The following is an 18,759-nucleotide window of genomic DNA, read 5'->3' as shown; positions in this document are numbered from 1 at the left end:
TGAAGCTTCTTCCTTCTTGTCGCCGGCATTTTCAACCTCCTTAAGATCTGTTGCGCTTGTGCAGCCAAAAATAGAACCCGGAATCGCTTCCGTTTCCTCGGTATTGAATCTCTCCTTGGTGCAACGCCATGATTTTGCGCGCAATGGCCAATCCCAATCCGGCTCGGCCGCTTTCACTGTTGCGCGCAGGATCGACCCGGTAGAGCGGCTCGAAAATCCGTTCCCGGTGTTCAGCGGAAACCCCGGGCCCGGTGTCGGTGACAAAAAAGCAGATTTGCTCCCCCTCCTGCCGTGCGCCCACGGTGATGCGGCCACCGTCCGGGGTGTGATCAAAGGCATTGTCCAAAAGGTTGCAGAAAACCTGGCTCAGCAGATCGAAATCCCCCTGCACGTCCGGTGTTTGTCCATCGACGGCCAAAGCGAGCGTCACCTGACGCGCACCGGCCATGGGGTGGTACAGGGCGCACGCATGGCGGGCCAGGGCGGCGGGTGAGACCGGCCCGGCAGAGAGCGCAAATCCCGGCAGATGCATGCGGGAGTAGGCCGCCATGCGGACCACCAAGCGATCCAGGGCTTCGACCTCCGTTTCAATGACCTGCAGAAAGCGCGCGGCCTTATCGCCGGTGGATGCACCGTGCAACAGCTCGGTGCCCAACCGGATCCGGGCCAGCGGCGAGCGCAGCTCGTGGGACATGTCCGCAAGCAATTGCCTGCCGGAACGCATCATTTCATCCACCGAAAGGCTCATTTTCCGAAAAACGGCGAACAGGCGGCCGATTTCATCCTTGCGTCGGGAAGGCGGCGCTTGCTCGAAATCGCCGGCCGCGATTTTTTCCAGGCTACCGGTCAACCGGGAAAGCGGGCGTGTGATGCTTCTGGAAAGCGGATAAACCGCCGCGACCAACAAACAGCCGATGACCAGCAGCCCGCCCATGAAGGCAAGGTGGTGCCGGTCGCCGGACAACACTCGGCCGGCATACAGGTAAACCGGCGCTGCGCCGTCATTGTTCACGGGCCGGACATATAGGATCGCCCGGCCGAAATGACCGCTTTGCACAAAACGTCCCTTTTCCCGGACATCGGCCATCCAGTCCGAGACCGGAAGCAAAGATCCATCCGCCAGTCCATTGGACAGGACCAGGGGCTCACCATCCTCATTCAAAAGCGCCGTCTGCACGCCCAGTTCCTTGGAAATGATTGCCAGTAAAGGGGCACATTCATCTGCCGCCTGCCCGCCGTCCAGGCGGGATTGCACCAATGCGGCAATGAAATCGGTCTGGCCTTGGAGCATGGCATGGACGTCCCGGGCCACGGTCCGCCCCACGGTCACATAGAACCACAGGACCACGGCGATCATGCCGATGCCGATGAGCATCAGAAAGTTGAGCGCAATCCGGGTATACAATTTGTTGGTCATCGATAATCCCTTTTTGGGCGCCGAATTCAGATTTTACCCCCCTGAGCTGCAAACGCTTCCGGGGGGGCAGGCACAGCTATACCAGACCGGCGCCCGGAGAATGTGTCCGGAAATGTAAAGAAACGAAACAAATGTTACAGGGGGATATGCGGACCGAGCCATGGCCCGAACATTTCTTAATAAAATCAGGCGGGAAAAGTTATCCGACCCATTTGTATCCCTTGCCCCGGACGGTCAGTATGTAGCGGGGCCGGGCGGGATCGTCCTCGATTTTTTTGCGGATACGGCTGATATGTACATCGATGGAGCGGTCAAACACCTCATAGTTGCGTCCGCTCACGGCGTTTAACAGCCCCTCCCGGTCAACCGGGGTACCGGCCCGTGCCGCTAACGCCGCCAAAAGATCCATTTCCAAACCGGTCACGTCCATTTCCCGACCGGATTTGTGCAGTCGCCGGCCGGCAAAATCAATTTCCACATCCCCGACAACGATCCTGTCGGCATGTGCCGCCGTGCCTTCGGATACCGCCGCCCGACGCAGGATCGCCTTGATGCGGGCGATCAGCTCGCGGGGATTAAACGGCTTGTGCATATAATCATCCGCCCCCAGTTCCAGGCCGATGATCCGATCGGCTGCTTCCTCCCGGGCCGTGAGCATGATCACCGGCGTGCGGGAAACGGCCCGGATCTGTTTCAGGGTTTCAAAACCATCCATGTCCGGCAGCATGATGTCAAGCACGATGATATCGATGGCGCCTCGGCTGCTTAGTGCCGCCACCCCTTCCCGGCCGGTCAGCGCCGCCGTCACGGCTAAATGGTTGTCGCGGAAATATTCGCCCAAAAGGGACTGAAGGGTTTTATCATCATCTATCACCAAAACGTGCGTAGTCACATCAGCCCCCACTTCCGGCCATTTCACGAATCTGCATCCAACGCCTGCCGGATGGTGCGGGCCAGGTCCGCATAGAGAACAGGTTTCATGAGCACGGCGCTGACGCCGATGGCCTCCATTGCCCGGGCGTTGATCCAGCCACTGAATCCGCTGCATACAATTATGGGAATATCCGGCCGGATCGCTTTGATCTGTCGTGCCATGACATCCCCGGTCATCTTCGGCATGGTCATGTCGGTCCGGAAGACACAAACCGGTGCATGCTCCAGGCAATATTCGGCCAGCCTGTGTGTCCGGCATCCTTCGCTTCCGTGATTCCCATCGTCACTCGCCATACAGCGCCCCGCCGATTCAAAACCGGTTTCCCTTTCACACCCCAGGTAAAAGAGCCTTCACCCGGCATAAAAGAACCATCATTTTCGCGCAAACCCTGAGATTCAAAATTTTCGCGAAGCCTCGGTTAAAAGGGTCTGCCCCGTCTCACTGAACCAACAATCAAGAAACACCTGGATGGAAGCCTCCCGGTGCTTTTCGTATCTCGCCCTGATCCGTTCCACCTTGCTTGCCTTGATGGCGGCAAACGCCTGGCTCGGGTGGCTCAATAGGCCGGCAATCTTCTCAATGGCCTGGTGTTCAATGTCATCCGTCGGGAAAAGGTCATCGATCAGATCAAGACTGATCGGATTGGTGGCGCCATTGGCCATCCGCAGGATGGCGATCTTTTCATGGTAGGATTTAACCACGATGGACATGGGCGTTCCTCCGGCGGTGATGCGAAGTCTGAAGTGTGGAATCGGCGCACAGGCAATGCCCCTGGCATTGAACCGCAACAGCCTGTCCAAAGGATGCCAGTATGTCGAATCGTCTCGCCATTTGCGCCAATGCGTATTTCATTCGATCAGGTGTTTCGACCGCAACAAGTTTTCAACCGCCTCTCCATTCTCAACCGTGAAACCGATATTCACCCACTGACTTTTCAATCTTGCGATGAATATTCGATCTCTCTTTGAACGATCAGTGTCTTTCGGAAACCAGACCTTGAAGTTGCCAGTCCCATGAATGCGCCATTTCCCATTGTTCAGGGTAGGTTCCAAGACGGTGATACATTGGATATCACCTATTTTCACCTGCTTCATCTTCCCAGTGGGAAAGTAGTAGTTGTAAAGAAAGATATCTTCTTCCGTGATTGCGATCAGTTTGTCTGAATAAAGTAAATCAGCGTCCATGAAAGTCATGATACTTGCCCGAAACAAAAAGCGTTATAAGGATGCGCGCCGGTATTCTCCATGTACTATCTTCCACTGATCTTGTCATATCCGGATATATACTAGAATCGCAGCATCATGGCAATTGATATGCGGCTGGTGGCTTGCAACTGGGCAGACGATCAGCGACCATCGTCCACCACGATACAGTCGCGCCCCGCCGCTTTGGCCCGGTACAACGCCTCGTCGGCCATTTGGATGAAGGCATGGGGCGTCAACCCGGCCCGGTAGCCGGCGATGCCCACACTCAGGGTCGCCGAAAAACTTTCGCCGTCGGACGTCGCGAACACCTGTGCCCCGAAGGAGAGCCGGATCCTTTCCGCCACATTGCCGGCGCCGGCCACATCCGTGTGCAGCATCAAAACGCCGAACTCCTCGCCGCCGATCCGGCATGGGAAATCGGATGTTCTCACCCGCCGGCGGATGATCGCACCCAGCACCCGGAGCACCTCATCCCCCGCAAGATGGCCATGGCGGTCATTGACCCCCTTGAAATGATCGATATCCATAAACACCAGGCAGAGCGAATCGCCGGTCCCCTGGGCGAACTCCGTGGCGTGCTGCAGCATGTCGTCGAAGTGACGGCGGTTGAACAGGCCCGTCAGTTCATCGGTGATGCTGATCCTGGACAGCTCCTTTTCCCTCTCCTGCAAGGTTCTGTGCTGGCTTTGCAAGCGACTGAAACGGTCGGCCAAAGCAAAGGAGAAGAGCACCGATTCCAAGGCGGCCGCCACCAGGACGCTGTAGACGGTGTAGATGCTGTGCTCGATCACCCCGAAGCCGCGCAGGGCGAATATCAATACGCTGACCAGCAGAACGCTGACCGCCAGCAGATAATACCGGGATATCCAGTGCCCGTTGCGGTAGCTCACGGCCACGGTGGCGAACAGCAGAAAGGGCAGCAGCACCCCCCCCGCGTAAGCCAGCAAATTGGCCTGGTAGACCTTCGCCCCGAGCGCGAAGAGCGCGCCGAACAAGCAACCCGCCCAAACCACCCGGTACAGCATCTTGAGGCCCGGCGCCGTGCGGGGAACGGCGAGAAACGACCAGGAGAACATCAGATAGCTGGCCATGGCCAAAAAACAGAGCAGCACCACGTGCGCGGTCAAAAAATCGGCCGCCGGAACACTGATCAGCTTGAACACCCCGATGATGGCCCCCTGGTAGGTCATCATGGCGATCAGATAGAAGACGTACCAGAGATAGTTGGCATTCCTGAGCATCACGAAGAGGATCAGGTTGTAGAACACCATGGCGCCCATGACGCCGAAAACGAAGGCCAGGAACAAGACGGTGCGCAGCTTGAGCGGTTCGAAGCGTGCGCTGTCCGTCAACACCATTTGAAAGTTGCTGGTGAAGGGCCCCTGGATGCGGACGTAAGCATCCCGGTCCGGGGCGACATCGGCCGGCAGATTGAACAGCGGGAACACGAACCCCGTATCATCGCGCGCCGGACCCTGATCGATACCGCCCTTGAGCACCGTCCAGGCATCGGGATCGGCCCCGGCTATCGGCAAATAGACACGAATGTCGCCGAAAGAGGCATAGGTCAGCGCGAGCAGCAGGTCCTTGCCCTCGATGGGCGCTTCGGGCCAAACGTCCACGATCCGGAACCGGATCCAGTTGGCGTTGCGGGATAGGCCGAAACCGAAATGCCGCGCATCGTTGGCGCTGAATTGATCCCGAAAGGCGGCGGACGCAATTTCATCGAAGGAGCGGGACCCTGTGGCGTCCACATAAACTTGGGCCCGAGGCCCCACATGCACCGTCCGGTCGCCACCTTCCGCGCCCTGGAACGCCCCGGCCGCCGTGATGGCGACGCCCCAGGCCGCCACTAAAAGGCCTATCCGCCGGCCCCACCTGTTCACCGTTCACCCCCTGCCCAGGCTACCGGGCTGCGCTGTATACCCACCAAGAAACGGTTACAATTCTAATACCGCCGAACGCACGAACTGACCGAACCGCCGCGCGGGTGTCGTCGCCATCGCCTGATGCCACGCATTTCCCTGATCGCGCCGTCACGACAGCAGCTGCAGCACCGCGAAAAAATGGCAAATGCTGCCGGCCAGAACAAACAGGTGCCAAACGGCATGGCTGAATCTCAGTTGACGGGAGACGTAGAACACGATGCCGAAGGAATAAGCAAGCCCGCCGGCCACGAGGAAAAGCAGACTGGTGCCGTTCAAGCTTTTGATCAAAGGTTGTACCGCGATGACAATCACCCAACCCATGGCGACATACATCACGGTGGAAAGCCTACCCAGCCGGTGGAACCAGAAGATCTTGAGCACAATGCCCGACAAGGCGATGCTCCACACCAGCCCAAAAATCGTCCAGCCCCATGGACCGCGCATGGCCGTCAAGGTGATGGGTGTGTAGGTGCCGGCAATCAGCAGGAAAATGGAAGCGTGGTCCACCACCCGGAACGTTTCCTTGCAGTGTCCCCTGGGCAGGCTGTGATAAAGGGTGGAGGAAAAATAGAGCAAAACCAGTGTGGCACCGTAAATACTGAAGCTGGTAATGTGCCAGGCGTTGCCGTGATTACCGGCCAGAATGACCAAGTTGATCAACCCCGCGATGGCCAGCCCGAAACCCGCACCGTGCACCAAGGTATTGACGCTCTCTTCCACGGGTGTCTGTTCCCGTCGTTCCTTCATCGCCCCACCATGCCTTCGAAATCAATGTTGCCGCTCGCAAATAGCGCTCAATAACAGGCGCCTGGATTTTCGGCGCGCACCGGAATCCTTTTGATATGTTTTTGCGACGGCGTCAAGTGCGGGGACGGTGTCACGGTGTCCTGCAAACCGCCGACCGGCAGACCCCGCACCCGTGCATCCCTGCATCCTGGAGGCCCCCTGCTGTCCACGATGAACCGCACGCCGGTGGTGCCGGCTGCCGGCTGCCGCACCTGCTCGATTAAAGAACACCTATTGGGCTTTGGCGGGCGGGTCATCCCCGAATGCCCACAGAAAATCGCTGATGGCGAACCGCACCTTGAGCTCCTGATTGGCCGCCTTGGCCGCACCGCTGATCCCCGCCCAGCATCCGGGGCAGTTGACGCCGACTGCGCGCATCCCGGTGGCCAGGATCTCGTCCAGCTTCTTTTGGCCCTGGATGCCGACCAGGCTTTGGTCGTAATTGTTGCGAATGCCGCAGGCAAACCCGCAGCATAACGCATTTTCATGATGATCGGCCAACTCCACGGTCTTCATGCCCGCCGCCTGGTAAAGGCCGCGGATCGCGGTGTAAAACCCGCTGCCCAACTCGCTACCGTAGCAGGAATCAGAAATGGCGATCTCTTTATCGAACCGGCGTGCCATGGCCAATTCACCTGCCGACAGTTTTTCCCACAACCATTCATACAGGGAGATCACCGCGAAAGGCAGTTGAACACCGTGATCCTTGGGCCAGACGTTGCCCAGGTAGTTGCTGCACGACCCACAATAGCACACCAGCCGTTCACACTCGAGCCGTTCGAGCGTGCGCTGCGTGCGCCCCACCAGTTCGCTGAAATAGTCGTAATCGCCGAACCGGTGGGGAATTTCGCCGCAGCAGGCTTCGCGAGGCCCGAACTTGGGCAGCGTCGCCAGGGTTTTGGAATGTTCCAGACGCTGGGGGATGGTGCGACCGAAACAGCCGATGAACAGCACCTCCTTGGCACGCGGCGGCACGGCCGACCAACGGTCCAGAATGGCCTGGTCTTCGGACGGGGCGGCCTTGTATTGGTCGAAAAAGTAGCCCGATTCGCCCTTGCCGGTCATCATGTAATCCAAAGCCTTGGGCCGCGGCCGGCCGCTTTGGCGGTTTTCTGCAGTCATGCGCTCCATAATCAGGTTGTAGGGCCGCAAGCCCTGTGGGCAGAAGCTGTTGCAACTGTAACAGAAGGTGCACTCGTCGAGGACCCGTTGAGGCCGCTCGCCATCGAGCAGACGCCCCATCTCCAGTTTGGACTCCGCCTTGCCCATTTTCATCACCGGGCAGCGCTGGAGGCACACCCCGCAATTGACGCAGCCGCGGTCGTCGCGACCCTCCGGGACAAATCCATCGATATAACTCTTAGCCACCATCGTTCCACTCCTATCCTTAATATGTTTTCCTTGCCATGATTAGAATTCGACGATTCCAACGGAAAAGGAACCTATTCAAGAAGCACATCGGCCGACGGCCGACCGAACACCAATAAAACTTTGTGGTTATGCACGAAGCTCAAGTGAGATAAGAAGCGGGTATAAGCAGTATCGAAATCGGGATCGGGATCGAAATCGATTCAGATCCGTTTTGCGCCTCGTTTCGCTTCGATTTCGATCGTGGCGCGACGATAGCGATTTCGATTTCCAATGGGATGAGCCCCAACTTTGGATTTGTGCATCACGCAATTCATATACCACCTGCCCGATGACCCTGCCAAGACCGTATTGGCTTTTTTAAGAGATTTAAAATGGTTGCCGCCGCCGCCATCCTATTGGCAATGAAAATCTGTCCGGCTGCGCTAATGGAACCTTGTCGCACCCTTCGTTGGGGCTTCGAATTTCCGTCGCCGATCATTCATCCTCCTAAAGATAGCCTCAAGAACGGCCGATAATTGCTCAAACGGTTTCCGCGACGGCCCAAAATCGTCGGGACAATCAAGCATCTGTGTTCAACAATTACCGCCATTTGATAGAGGCTGCCATGCTGTTACGAGTGCCATCACCCCTGATCCCTACTACTCTCGCAATCTTGTTGATCAACCTGATCCTTATCGGATGTACCGGTTCCAGCCATAGGGCAAATGGGCTGGGAAAGACGACAACGGTACAGAACGATGTCGTATCCATATGAATGGGAACCACGCCTTTACCGCCGGATGATTTTCGATAACCTGCAATACTACCTATCTTATGGAAACCAGGCAGATCTGCGCCGCGCGCGCTACTGGTGTGACAGATGGTCTGAAAATGATTTTGAAGTGCTTTCGACAACAGATGGATATGTAGGAACAGCGTATTATGTTGAAGTTCTGGCCGAAGCTGTTGTCGCATTGGGATGTTGGGCCTCTGAGAATTCGCTTAAAGCCTACGTACTTGAAAAAGTTTACACTGATTTCGGCCATCGCGTGAGCGGTGAATCTTTTCCCTCGGCCCTGGATTAGCGATGAACAACGCAGGGTCCAGCGGGGGGGCGGCACCCGTCCCCGCTCACCTTGATACATGGTTTCCTGCTGCGTCAAGAGGTACGCTTATTAACCTGCTGCCTTATCGCCGGTGTAGTTTATCTGCCAATGAATACCGAATTTGTCGATGCACGCGCCGTACTTCTCCGCCCAGAACATTTCATTCAGAGGCATCACAACCCTTCCGCCCTCGGATAGCTTGCCGAAAAGCCTTTCAGCTTCGGTAACACTGTCGGCCTCAAGCGTGATCTGGACATTGTTGCCGACGATCAGCTTCTCCGGCATGTTTGAGGTGATGTCCGTTCCCATCAACGTGGCTTGTTCCGTCATTGGCAGGGAAACGTGCCCGACGAGATCCTTCTCATCCTCTTTTAACGGCGGCATATCCTCCATGCCTGCCATCGGCGGAAAATCTCTAAAGCGCATGACGCCGCCCATAAATTCGCCGCCGAAGATGGATTTATAGAAATTAAAGGCCTCTTCGGTATTGCCCTCGAAATTGAGATATATATTGACTGCTTTCATGATCGTTTCTCCTTGCAAATGCCGCCGGCCATTGACTTCCCGCCCTTCCCTACCGGGCAAACGAACTCACACTTTCTACAATATTTAATCACAGTTTGATCGGCGTGGCTGCTTTGTGAGCTGTCGGCCACATCCTTTTCCATTCTGACATTGCACAAATCTCTATTGTAGGTGCCATCCCGTCCCGGCAAAGAACCCGAAAAATCGATCGAATCGAAAATTGCGGCTTTTTGACCCATGGCCTTTTCAGGACATACCTTTCTGCAATACACCTTACATTCGGCACAGGGATCAAAGGCGATTGGACCGGTCGGCGGTATCTCGGCATCCAGAAACAGCGCCCTGAGTCTGATTCTGGGACCGTTCGACGGCGTTATCAGCATATTGTTCCTGCCGATACACCCCAACCCGGCAAGCACCGCTGCATCCTTGAGAAAAACACCCCCTTTTTCAACATAGTAATGCAGTTTTTGGGTTTTCACTTGCAGGCTGTCCTCGATCAGCCGGCTGGTTCGCTTGATGATATCCATCAGGATGCGGTTGCCCGGTGTACCTCTGCCGTCCCACCAATCAAGCTCCGGCTTATCTTGCGGATGCGAAAGACCGATCACGAGCACGGATCGAACGGTATCCGGCCAGGTGAACAAAGGATCCTTTGGCAAAGCGTCCTCTTTTACAGTACCGACGCCTGAATAATCGCCCATTTTTTGATATATCGTGTGCGACGCCGACACTTTAAGGGCGTCCATGCTTGCTATGCCGGCAAGCGTCGCCCCGTTTTCCAGGGCGGCCTCAATGATATGCTTTCCGATGGACATTACTTATACGCTCCTTTGTTGAACACGAATTTGGATGCCACTATTTCCAAACCGCCACACCCCCTCGCTGCGAACCGATTTCGAAACCCTGAAGCGGTGCCGAACTTTACGACGGCCATGCTCTATTTGCCATCATAACTTCTTGCCGATGAAAGTTTTCAACGGATAGGCGCCATCGCCAAGAACATACTTTCCGTAGGTATCGTCGAGCGCTTCCTGTTGGAATGACAGGCCCGCATGCGCGAACGTTTTCTCCCATGCTGCTTGTGAAAACAGACCTAGCATATGGCACTCCGTGTGAACGGTCAACTCCCCCTTCACGCGGATGAGGTAAACCAGTGTCGCTTCGTAGGTATCAGGGCGATACCGGTTGATGTAGTTGTTTTCCAGCAAAGTGACATGCAGGCCTTCCCGCTCCCCGGCATAGGCAAAATTATTGTCCTGGAATATTTCCCGTATCTTGCCGACCACGAGCAGGATTCCGTCCGGCTTCAGATGCGCAACGGCGGTTTCAATGGCCATGCGCAGTTCCGGCAACGAAGTCATGTAATCGATGCTGTCGGGGATCACCACGGCATCGTAGGCCACACCCAGCCGCAACGTTCGCATGTCGCCTTCAATGTATTGGATCTCCGGATGCCTGATCCGTGCCTTATCCAGCATGCCCCGGCTGATATCCACACCCGTCACGGCAAAGTGGCGCTTGAAAAAGCTGTCGTATCCGCCCGCCCCACACCCCATGTGCAGCAAAGTACGCACGCCTTGCGTGGCATTGCGCTTGATCCGGTCGACATAGATCGCGACCTCCGCTTCGTAATCCGCAGGATCCGCCAGCAGGTCTTCGGTCCACGCGAGTTCGTTGTATGCAATCCAGGATGACGCCACGGATTCCCCCTTGATGGCTGTGAAGGAAGGGTCGATGAAGCTATTGAAGCTACTGCATCGTGAATCGTATATTCCCGCCTTTCCACCCGATAGAAGAAACAATCGGCAATTCATGTCATTAACCCTTCAATATTGAAACTTTACTTCTTTTTGCAGCCGCCAATATATTCTTATCAAGCGTGGCAATCGGTAACCCTTTTCTCATTGCAAGATCCAAATAGGAAGCATCGTAGCTTGAAAGGTCGTGCTTACGGGCTAATGCAAAAATGTCTTTCATCATTCTTTCAGGTGACTCTTGATCGACAATTATTGGAAGTTCACCAAGCAGGGCAATGAACCGCGTGGTATCCGCCTCACTAATTCGTCTTTTTCGTTCAGCCACTAATAACACATTGGTAACTTCCAGGGGCCAAATGGATGGAACGAACGCGGTGCCGCTTTCAAGTTTATTTAATATTATATCCGTGTATTGACTGTCTTCATCCAAAAAGCACCACGTCATGACCACTGAATTGTCAACAACAAAATCATCGCCCATTTATCGTCTTCCTTCTTCAATCATATCTCGAATGGAAAGCCCTTCAAGGGTGTGCTTATCACGAAATTTTCGTAATTCGGCGATAACCATGCTTGGTTCAGTTTTTCTTAAAGACACCGGTGGCTGCAGAACAGCAACCGGCACACCATGTTTTGTAATGGTTATCCGTTCGCCTTTGATGACACGCTCAAGCAATTTGGGCAAATGCGTTTTGGCTTCATATGCACCGATTGTTTCCATGATAGACCTCCCAAAACGTTTTAGACTAGTTTTAGACCAGTCTATTGCAACGGATTCCACCTGTCAAGTCGTGATTTTTCTTTTATCAGAGCAACTGAATGTGCGGAACACCAAGCTGGGACGTGAAGGGACATCCATAAATTATAGTACAGGGTAGGACCGTGGCCGGCGATCCTGGGGTGAACGAGGAACTTGTACTCGTCGATCAGATCCAGAGCCGGTCCAGCTCGGCCGCGAGCTTGCCGCTACCAAGGAGTACGCCGGATGGGGTTGCGTCCTTAAGCTTCTGCAAACTCGTGCGCAAATCACCGGCGATGTGGTGGCTGTTGGTCCAGGGGAAGTCCGTTCGCGTCGACGACACCACGTACTTCGACTTGGCCTCCAGCTTGACCGCCCACTCGCGCATTGCCGGCGGTGCTTCCTCGTCGCCGCGAGCGACCGCCGGCCAGTAGCTCTCCATCATTTCGTAGGTGACGCGCCCCCACAGCATCGCCCCTCCCTCGTCCAAAAGGCGGGTAAAGAAAGCGTGTGTCTCGTCGTCGGCGATTCCCTCCCGGTGATCGACGCAACCGTTCAGGGTGACGTTGAGACTGAAGGTCAAGAGTCCCATGGCGACCATACTCCGAATTGGGCGTACCGACAGACTGTCAGTTGTCGACGCATACCCCGCAACGGCCAACCGCGGAATTATGCGGCGCGCCCTTTGGATCCGCACCAATGAGATGTCGGCAGCCGCTTTCCGGGATATTAATAATGATAACGTGCTTGCACGAAATCAATTCGTTCGTGCCCGACAACATACACAAGTCGATGTTCTTGGGTGATCCTTCGAGACCAAACGCCTGATCCAAGAAATTTGAGAGGTTCAGGTTTGCCTATACCTTGAAAAGGATCCCGCATAATCGCTTCAATAAGCTGGAACATCCGAAGCGCGGTCTTGCGGTCCGCTTCCACCCAGCACCTTAAATCCTCAATAAATTCTGGCTGGAACACAGATTCCTGTTTTGTGTTGGTTTTTGACATTTTTGAATGCCTACTCAAAACCAACCTCGGTTCGAAGCTTAGCAATCGTTTGTGGGGTGCCCGATTTTTTCCGAACCCTATCTATTGCTGAAAGTAGCCGTTTTGCATTATTGGGTGATCGGAGCAGGTGTGCCGTTTCGAGTATGCCCGCTAACTCGTCAGCTGATATCATCGCGACATCCTCACCACTGCGCCGCTGAATGATAACTACCTCCCGATTATTAGTAACTTGGTCTAATAACGATGCAAGGCTTGCCCGTGCTTGAGTATAAGTAGTTTGAATAACCATCATAACCTCCCGATAATATGTACAGACATACAGTACATATCTCGAGCCCAAATGTCAAGATGGCATCCCACACTGCCAACGACAGGTTTCATGGGGCGCGGCGGCTCTTTGCCGCGATCCCGTGCAAACCTTTGTTAGGTGCTCTTTTCATCCTTCAATCCACCACGTCGAAGGCTGGGCCAGGGGTATTGCGGGACATGAATCGGCGAACTTTGCAGCACACAGTGCAATCTCCGACAACCACATGACATGAAAATGGATACGTCGCGTTTCACCGAGCATGTTGACATAACTGATTTTTGCACTGTGTGATCCGGTCATTGGTAAAGACGCACTGTTTTTTCCAGCTCTATATTCGTGAACGTAGCTTGACCGCACCTCTTCGTAGAACAAGCTTGCGTAGCTATTCTTTCTTATCTGCTTTAAACTCAGTGAAGGACATAATTGCACAAGATCACTTTCCGCCTTGTCAAATTCGTGACCTATCACCAACGAGTTGCATACATCCAAATATTTTCTTCCCACTGCGTTAGCTTCAGCGATAGCACCGTTCGTTTTGAGAAATTCAATCAGCATTGGGACGCTGATGGTCGCCGGGGACGGACTGACAGGTGTGCGATCTGTGAGCAGTTGCCGGTATGTCTGCAATGGAAATGAATCTCCATTGCCGCGGGCGGAGTGGGCTATCGATGGGGGCAAACTGATTGAATTGCCGCGCGGCTGGCGTTGACTGCCGGGGGAGACTACCTCAGCAGCGGCCAGAGGATCGAGATGCCCATGATGAAAATCGCTGCCCAAAGGCACGTGGGTTGTTGGCTTGGCGGCAGCTCGGTGCGCGACTCGATCCAGAGGAGGGTCTGGTAGAGGATTTGGATGGCGAAGCCGCAGACGAAGCCGAAGAGGTGGGCCATGACGTCCACCCGGCCGGCGCCGGTGCCGAGCATGGCCAGCAGGGCGATGCCGCCGGCCATGGGCAGCCAGGCCTTGACGCGTTGGCCGGGCTGCTGGATTTTGCGCCAGAATTGGTGGGCGGCCAGCAGGCCGACGGCGCTGAAGACGGCGGTGGAGGCGCCGATGGACATGTGCAGGGCTTGGTGCAGGTGGGCGTTGAGGCCATTGCCGAGCATGGCGCTGAACAGGATCAACAACCATCCGAGGCCGTAGCCGTTGATGCTGCAGACCACGGCGCCGAAGAGGGTGATGCCGGCCATGTTGCCGACGAGGTGCACGGCGTCGCTGTGCAGCAGCAGGGCGGTGGCGGTGCGGTAGATTTCGCCGGATAGAATTTTAGCGGCGGAGGCGCCGTAGCGTTCGATGAAGTGGTGCTGGTTCGGGCTGACGAGCATGTGGAGCAACAACAGGAGCAGGGCAACGATGGCACCGTCCGCGAATTGGATGCGGGCGGTTTCGGATGAGGCGTCGGGCAGCGGTTGGCGGTTCTCGGCTTCGTATTTTTCGATGTGCAGGCGGGCGGCGGCTTCATCGGCTTCATCGACCCAGATGGCCCGGCCCGCTTCTTCCTGGTGGATTTGATGCGCGATGCCGACGGCGGACAGCACCAGGCTGTAGGTGTCGCCCTGCTCGCGGGTGAGGTTTTGCTGAATGGGCAGCAGCATCGTGTATCCCGTTGGTTGGGCAGCCGGCGGCGCCGGTTGTCCGCCCTGCCGTCCGTGACGAACGACAGGGGGGGGTTCATATGCGAATCAATTCCCCTTCTGCCAACTGTGCGATGACGGTGTTGCGCCAATTGTCACCGCCGCCGGCTTGGGCCAGGGCCACGGCCAGGTGTTGCGGCCGGGCATTGCGTTGGCGGCCGAGGCCGTTGAGGCAGGCCGGGCAGTTGGTCAGCAGGTGGTGTTCGGGGTGTTGCGCCTGCAGGGGGGCCAGGGCGGCGTGCTTGCGGGCCAGCATGGCGGCGGCGATGTCCGGTCGGCTGAGGGCCAGGGTGCCGGCTTCGGAGCAACAGTGGTCCACGGTGTTGACGCCCCGGGGTGCGATGGCGCCCAGCAGTTTGGCGCCGCGGCCTTCGAGGGAATCGTGGCACGGCGGGTGGTAGAGACAGGCGCGCTTCAGGGTGACCTTTAATCTGCGGGCCAGGGCCAGTTCGGCGGCATCGGCCAGGGGCGCGCTGAAAATTTCGGCTACGCCGGTGCGCTGCAGGGCTTCGCGGCAGGTGCCGCAGGTGACGGCGCAGGCGTCGAAGGTCAGGTGGCCGAGCATGGCGCGGATCTGGTTGAACACGATGGTGTTGCGCAGTTCCAGGCGGCCGGTTTGGTCGGTGCGGGCGTTGGCGCGGGCCGGGTAGCCGCAGCAGATGTGGGCGGGGGGCAGTACGACGCGCAGACCCGCCTGGGTCAGCAGGTGGACGGCGGCAAGGGCGATGTCGCTGTGCAGGCGCTCCGAGCCGCAGCCGGGGAAGTAGAACACGGTGCCGAGCGGGGTTGTCGGCGGCGCGATCAGCAGGGCATCGTCGGCCGCTGTTCGCCGGGCGTGGTAATGGCTCAGCGGGTGCCGGGCGATGGCGGGCACGGGGGCGTACAGGGGCGCCAGCAGGGGGTGTCGCCGCCACTGGTTGCCCACCAGCCGCGTGCCGGCCCGCTGCAGGGCGCCACCGCCGCGCAGCAGCACCCGGCGCGCCGCGCTGTTGACCAGGGGCGAACGGGTACCCAGGTAGCTCAGCACCAGCCGGGTGGGCAGCGGGGTGGTTTTGGCACCGTGGGCGGCCAGCACTTCCCGCTCCAGGACGGTCACTTCGGCGGAGTCGATGTCCACGGGACAGGGGACCTGACATTTGTGACACAGGGTGCAGTGGTCGGCAAGCTCCGGCAGCCGGCGCAGGGGTTTGAGGTCGGCGATGCGGTGCCGCTGGGCTTCGTAGAGCAGTGCTTCGATGATGCCGGTCAGGGCCATGTTCTTGTTGCGCGGGTGGTAGAACAGGTTGCCGGCCGGGTCGAAGACGCAGCAGGGGGTTTTGCAGCGGCCGCAGCGCACGCACTTGGATATCTTCTCGGCCAACTGCTCCAGGCGGCCGTGGCGTAGGATGCGGGCCTCCATTTCCAGCAGGTTGAACGAGGGGGTGTAGACCCGGTCGGCCACGCCGCGGTCGGTCAGCTTGCCTGGGTTGATCAGGTCGTCGGGGTCGGCGCTCTGTTGATAGGCCCGGAAGGCGGCCATGATCTCGGCGTCCAGGTGTTTGATCTTGGTGAAGCCGATGCCGTGCTCGCCGCTGACCACGCCGCCCAGGGCCACGGCCTTTTCCATGATCAGGTCGGCGGTTTCGGCGGCCCGGCGCATCATTTCGCGGTCGTTGGAGAAGACCGGAATGTTGACGTGTACGTTGCCGTCGCCGGCGTGCATGTGGGTGGCCACCACGATGCGGCGGCTGCGGATTTCGGCGGCGTCCTGTTGAATTTCGCCCAACACCTTGCGGTAGCCGCGCAGCAGTTCGGCCAAGGATGTCTGGATGGTATGCAGGTGGGTTTCGTTGCCCAAGTGGCTGCGTCCGGCCAGTTGGATCTGCTCCAGGGCGCCCTGCAGCAGTTGGCGCGCCCGCGGCAGCTTGGCCGAAAGCCATTCGGGGTCCTCGATGGGCACGGCCTTTTCCAGGTGGGTGAGCAGTTGCCAGACCACCTCCTCCTGGTTGGCGCGCTCCTCTTCCACGTTGAGGTGGTCGACGAAGGCGGCGAACTCCGCCAAGGCCCGGATGGGCAGCACGATGTCCTCATTGAGCTTGAAGGCATTGGTACGCGCGGCGATGGCCCCCAACCGCTTGCGGTCGCGCCAGTAGCGTTCGGCCTCGGCCGCGTCCCGGGCAACGGCCAGGAAGGTGTTGGGATAGTCTTGCAGCAGCGCCGCGAGCCGCGCCACGCCGTTGTCCGCCTGCGCGGCGCTGTGGCCCACGATGTCGATCAACAGCACCGCCTTGGGGCGCGCGCTGCGCGGGGCCTTGGCCTTGTACTGGATGGCCCGCACATACTCTTCGTCGAAGTGCTCCAGGGCGCTGAGCGCTTCCTGGTCGCGCCCGGCAAAGGCGGTGCAGATGCCGTCGATCACTTCGGCGGCCTCTTCCATGTCTTCGCCGAAAAATTCCAGGCAGACGGTGCGCTGCTCGGGATAGGCGCGGTGCAGCAAAAACAGGGCCGAGGTGATGATGCCGTCGGTGCCCTCCTTCTGCACGCCGGGCAGCCCTTCCAAGGTCTTGTTGGTGATGTCCTTGCCCAGGCCGGGTTTGCGCAACTGCCAGCCGTGGATGGGGATCTGCTTGAGGGTCTCGCCGGTGGCGGCATCGCTGACGGTGAAGGCGATGGTTTCACGGGGGTCGATGCGCCGGCCGTTGGGGTTGTCGCGCTGCACCGACAGCAAACGGCCGTCGGCCGTGGCGATGTTGAAGGCCAGCAGGTTGTCGATGGCCGTGCCCCACAGCACGGCCCGCTTGCCGCCGGCGTTTTCGGCGATGTTGCCGCCGATGGTGCAGGCCCAGGAGGAGGTGGGATCGGTGGCGAACACCAGCCCGCCCGCGGCGGCGGCCTGCATGGCGGCTTCGGTGATCACGCCGGCCTGCAACGCGATAATGGATAGTGTCAAGGACGTGCCGTCGGCCTGCCCATAGCGCTGCTCGGTGATGGGGCCGATGCGGTTGAGCTTTTCCGTGTTGATGATCACACAATCAGGCGCCACGGGCACCGCGCCGCCGGTGAGCCCCGTGCCGCCGCCCCGGGGGATGGCCTTGAGGCCCAGCGCGGCGATGGCCCGCAACAGCCGCGGCACCTGGCTTTCCTGATCCGGGCACACCACGGCCACGGGCAGATGCAGGCGCCAGTCGGTGGCGTCGGTGGCGTGCACCGACAGGGAGAAGGGATCACAGAAGACATTGGCCGTACCGACGATTGCGCCCAGCCGGCGGCGGATGCGCTCCCGCTGCCGGGCACAGCCGTCCAGCTCCCGTGCCAGTTCATCCAGCTTGCGCCGGCACATGTCCAACACCAGCGCCAGGTCGGGTTCCTGTCGGCCGCGATCGGCGATCAGGGCCAGCTCCTGGCGGGCGGTTGTCAGAAACCGGCGGCGCCGGTCACGGTCGTCGACCAGCTCCTGATAGAGAAATGGATTGCGATGATGGATGAACAGATCCCCCACGAAGCGCATCAGCAACCGCCAGGAGCGACCGGTGCGCCGCTTGAAGACCAACCGCTCCAGGGGCGCCAGCACTTCGTTGCCGAACAGCAGCGCCAGCACGCGCCGGTCGTCGGCGGATGTGTAGTTGAAGGGGATTTCCCGTGACGTGGGGTTGCTCATCGGTTCCTGCGCAACGGACGAGGGTGAACGACGACATGCCAAAAGCCGAAACGCCCCACCGGCACCGGGGCGTCGAGGCAATATAGACCCAAATCCGGATTTTGTCATCCGAATTCAGGGTTGTTTTCAGGGCAATCGCACGTAGAAATCAAGTGGAAAGGATATTGATCAGGTCGCCATTGTCCCACGGCGCATGCCCCCTGGCGCGCAGTTTTAAGTTTTAAGTGTTAAGTTTTAAGTTAATAAATTCTATCGTTTAGATGTGTTTGCAGGGGGAACAGGGGTGCCAATCGCGTCACCCATGCCAAAACTGGATAGGATTTCCCTGGGTTTGTTTTAAAGGGGGGCGGCCGGCGGCCTTGCGGCCGCCGGCCTTTTACGTGTGCAGGGGGGGACCTGCACACGGGTGGGGCACTCACGCAG

The 18,759-nt window shown here is 58.0% G+C and carries 20 protein-coding genes; 1 reads left to right on the top strand and 19 read right to left on the bottom strand.

Annotated elements, in window-relative coordinates; translation table 11 throughout:
* Positions 1 to 40: 40 nt before the first annotated feature.
* The 8 genes from MRX98_RS16640 to MRX98_RS16605 all read right to left on the bottom strand — a co-directional run bounded on the left by MRX98_RS16640 (position 41) and on the right by MRX98_RS16605 (position 7,641).
* Positions 41 to 1,417 (bottom strand): sensor histidine kinase, encoded by a 1,377-nt coding sequence (locus MRX98_RS16640; RefSeq protein WP_246912621.1) that lies wholly within the window; start codon positions 1,415 to 1,417, stop codon positions 41 to 43.
* A 199-nt stretch (positions 1,418 to 1,616) separates the two neighbouring features.
* Complete coding sequence (locus MRX98_RS16635; protein ID WP_246912599.1) at positions 1,617 to 2,309, bottom strand: response regulator; 693 nt, start codon at positions 2,307 to 2,309, stop codon at positions 1,617 to 1,619.
* Positions 2,310 to 2,332: 23 nt separating this feature from the next.
* Positions 2,333 to 2,644: a response regulator gene (locus MRX98_RS16630; protein WP_281432397.1), complete on the bottom strand. Its 312-nt coding sequence runs from the start codon at positions 2,642 to 2,644 to the stop codon at positions 2,333 to 2,335.
* 102 nt (positions 2,645 to 2,746) lie between these two features.
* Positions 2,747 to 3,139: a hypothetical protein gene (locus MRX98_RS16625; RefSeq protein ID WP_246912587.1), complete on the bottom strand. Its 393-nt coding sequence runs from the start codon at positions 3,137 to 3,139 to the stop codon at positions 2,747 to 2,749.
* A gap of 60 nt (positions 3,140 to 3,199) precedes the next feature.
* Positions 3,200 to 3,544 (bottom strand): hypothetical protein, encoded by a 345-nt coding sequence (locus MRX98_RS16620; RefSeq protein ID WP_246912584.1) that lies wholly within the window; start codon positions 3,542 to 3,544, stop codon positions 3,200 to 3,202.
* 152 nt (positions 3,545 to 3,696) lie between these two features.
* Positions 3,697 to 5,442: a sensor domain-containing diguanylate cyclase gene (locus tag MRX98_RS16615; protein WP_246912581.1), complete on the bottom strand. Its 1,746-nt coding sequence runs from the start codon at positions 5,440 to 5,442 to the stop codon at positions 3,697 to 3,699.
* A gap of 150 nt (positions 5,443 to 5,592) precedes the next feature.
* The gene (trhA, locus tag MRX98_RS16610) at positions 5,593 to 6,231 is read right to left on the bottom strand and encodes a PAQR family membrane homeostasis protein TrhA (RefSeq protein WP_246912579.1); all 639 of its coding nucleotides are present in this window, start codon (positions 6,229 to 6,231) and stop codon (positions 5,593 to 5,595) included.
* 270 nt (positions 6,232 to 6,501) lie between these two features.
* The gene (locus tag MRX98_RS16605; RefSeq protein WP_246912577.1) at positions 6,502 to 7,641 is read right to left on the bottom strand and encodes a (Fe-S)-binding protein; all 1,140 of its coding nucleotides are present in this window, start codon (positions 7,639 to 7,641) and stop codon (positions 6,502 to 6,504) included.
* 737 nt (positions 7,642 to 8,378) lie between these two features.
* Here MRX98_RS16605 and MRX98_RS16600 point away from each other — a divergent pair.
* Complete coding sequence (locus tag MRX98_RS16600) at positions 8,379 to 8,705, top strand: hypothetical protein (RefSeq protein WP_246912574.1); 327 nt, start codon at positions 8,379 to 8,381, stop codon at positions 8,703 to 8,705.
* 90 nt (positions 8,706 to 8,795) lie between these two features.
* Here the strand turns inward: MRX98_RS16600 and MRX98_RS16595 are convergent, their stop codons facing one another.
* From MRX98_RS16595 to MRX98_RS16545, 11 genes are all read right to left on the bottom strand, one after another.
* Entirely contained in the window at positions 8,796 to 9,251 is a 456-nt protein-coding gene (locus MRX98_RS16595) for a VOC family protein (protein ID WP_246912572.1), read from the bottom strand.
* Positions 9,248 to 10,069: a 4Fe-4S double cluster binding domain-containing protein gene (locus MRX98_RS16590; protein ID WP_246912561.1), complete on the bottom strand. Its 822-nt coding sequence runs from the start codon at positions 10,067 to 10,069 to the stop codon at positions 9,248 to 9,250. The genes MRX98_RS16595 and MRX98_RS16590 overlap by 4 nt, the downstream gene beginning before the upstream one ends.
* Before the next feature lie 132 nt (positions 10,070 to 10,201).
* Positions 10,202 to 10,954 (bottom strand): class I SAM-dependent methyltransferase, encoded by a 753-nt coding sequence (locus MRX98_RS16585; RefSeq protein ID WP_246912557.1) that lies wholly within the window; start codon positions 10,952 to 10,954, stop codon positions 10,202 to 10,204.
* A gap of 118 nt (positions 10,955 to 11,072) precedes the next feature.
* Positions 11,073 to 11,492 (bottom strand): type II toxin-antitoxin system VapC family toxin, encoded by a 420-nt coding sequence (locus tag MRX98_RS16580; RefSeq protein WP_246912555.1) that lies wholly within the window; start codon positions 11,490 to 11,492, stop codon positions 11,073 to 11,075.
* The gene (locus tag MRX98_RS16575) at positions 11,493 to 11,732 is read right to left on the bottom strand and encodes a type II toxin-antitoxin system Phd/YefM family antitoxin (protein WP_246912554.1); all 240 of its coding nucleotides are present in this window, start codon (positions 11,730 to 11,732) and stop codon (positions 11,493 to 11,495) included.
* 205 nt (positions 11,733 to 11,937) lie between these two features.
* Positions 11,938 to 12,342, bottom strand: a complete 405-nt coding sequence (locus MRX98_RS16570) for a dihydrofolate reductase family protein (RefSeq protein WP_246912552.1) — start codon at positions 12,340 to 12,342, stop codon at positions 11,938 to 11,940.
* Between the two features lie 137 nt (positions 12,343 to 12,479).
* On the bottom strand, positions 12,480 to 12,755 hold the full coding sequence (locus tag MRX98_RS16565) for a Txe/YoeB family addiction module toxin (RefSeq protein WP_246912550.1): 276 nt from the start codon (positions 12,753 to 12,755) through the stop codon (positions 12,480 to 12,482).
* Positions 12,756 to 12,765: 10 nt separating this feature from the next.
* A complete protein-coding gene (locus MRX98_RS16560; protein ID WP_246912737.1) occupies positions 12,766 to 13,044 on the bottom strand; it encodes a type II toxin-antitoxin system Phd/YefM family antitoxin in 279 nt (92 codons plus the stop codon).
* 147 nt (positions 13,045 to 13,191) lie between these two features.
* Positions 13,192 to 13,692, bottom strand: coding sequence for a hypothetical protein (locus MRX98_RS16555; protein ID WP_246912548.1), 501 nt, complete (start codon positions 13,690 to 13,692; stop codon positions 13,192 to 13,194).
* Between the two features lie 95 nt (positions 13,693 to 13,787).
* A complete protein-coding gene (locus tag MRX98_RS16550) occupies positions 13,788 to 14,660 on the bottom strand; it encodes a rhomboid family intramembrane serine protease (RefSeq protein WP_246912547.1) in 873 nt (290 codons plus the stop codon).
* Between the two features lie 76 nt (positions 14,661 to 14,736).
* On the bottom strand, positions 14,737 to 18,336 hold the full coding sequence (locus MRX98_RS16545) for a DUF3683 domain-containing protein (RefSeq protein ID WP_246912545.1): 3,600 nt from the start codon (positions 18,334 to 18,336) through the stop codon (positions 14,737 to 14,739).
* Positions 18,337 to 18,759: the final 423 nt, after the last annotated feature.

It is taken from the genome of Desulfatitalea alkaliphila, assembly GCF_022968795.1.
Taxonomy (GTDB): Bacteria; Desulfobacterota; Desulfobacteria; order Desulfobacterales; family Desulfosarcinaceae; genus Desulfatitalea; species Desulfatitalea alkaliphila.
This window is presented reverse-complemented; position numbering and strand designations above follow the sequence as displayed.

What these genes read in the sequence shown, in the direction of transcription:
- MRX98_RS16640 (WP_246912621.1), bottom strand. Translation starts at nt 1,417, where the DNA reads ATGACCAACAAATTGTATACCCGGATTGCGCTCAACTTTCTGATGCTC.
- MRX98_RS16630 (WP_281432397.1), bottom strand. Translation starts at nt 2,644, where the DNA reads ATGGCGAGTGACGATGGGAATCACGGAAGCGAAGGATGCCGGACACAC.
- MRX98_RS16620 (WP_246912584.1), bottom strand. Translation starts at nt 3,544, where the DNA reads ATGACTTTCATGGACGCTGATTTACTTTATTCAGACAAACTGATCGCA.
- trhA (WP_246912579.1), bottom strand. Translation starts at nt 6,231, where the DNA reads ATGAAGGAACGACGGGAACAGACACCCGTGGAAGAGAGCGTCAATACC.
- MRX98_RS16605 (WP_246912577.1), bottom strand. Translation starts at nt 7,641, where the DNA reads ATGGTGGCTAAGAGTTATATCGATGGATTTGTCCCGGAGGGTCGCGAC.
- MRX98_RS16600 (WP_246912574.1), top strand. Translation starts at nt 8,379, where the DNA reads ATGTCGTATCCATATGAATGGGAACCACGCCTTTACCGCCGGATGATT.
- MRX98_RS16595 (WP_246912572.1), bottom strand. Translation starts at nt 9,251, where the DNA reads ATGAAAGCAGTCAATATATATCTCAATTTCGAGGGCAATACCGAAGAG.
- MRX98_RS16590 (WP_246912561.1), bottom strand. Translation starts at nt 10,069, where the DNA reads ATGTCCATCGGAAAGCATATCATTGAGGCCGCCCTGGAAAACGGGGCG.
- MRX98_RS16580 (WP_246912555.1), bottom strand. Translation starts at nt 11,492, where the DNA reads ATGGGCGATGATTTTGTTGTTGACAATTCAGTGGTCATGACGTGGTGC.
- MRX98_RS16575 (WP_246912554.1), bottom strand. Translation starts at nt 11,732, where the DNA reads ATGGAAACAATCGGTGCATATGAAGCCAAAACGCATTTGCCCAAATTG.
- MRX98_RS16570 (WP_246912552.1), bottom strand. Translation starts at nt 12,342, where the DNA reads ATGGGACTCTTGACCTTCAGTCTCAACGTCACCCTGAACGGTTGCGTC.
- MRX98_RS16565 (WP_246912550.1), bottom strand. Translation starts at nt 12,755, where the DNA reads ATGTCAAAAACCAACACAAAACAGGAATCTGTGTTCCAGCCAGAATTT.
- MRX98_RS16560 (WP_246912737.1), bottom strand. Translation starts at nt 13,044, where the DNA reads ATGGTTATTCAAACTACTTATACTCAAGCACGGGCAAGCCTTGCATCG.
- MRX98_RS16550 (WP_246912547.1), bottom strand. Translation starts at nt 14,660, where the DNA reads ATGCTGCTGCCCATTCAGCAAAACCTCACCCGCGAGCAGGGCGACACC.
- MRX98_RS16545 (WP_246912545.1), bottom strand. Translation starts at nt 18,336, where the DNA reads ATGAGCAACCCCACGTCACGGGAAATCCCCTTCAACTACACATCCGCC.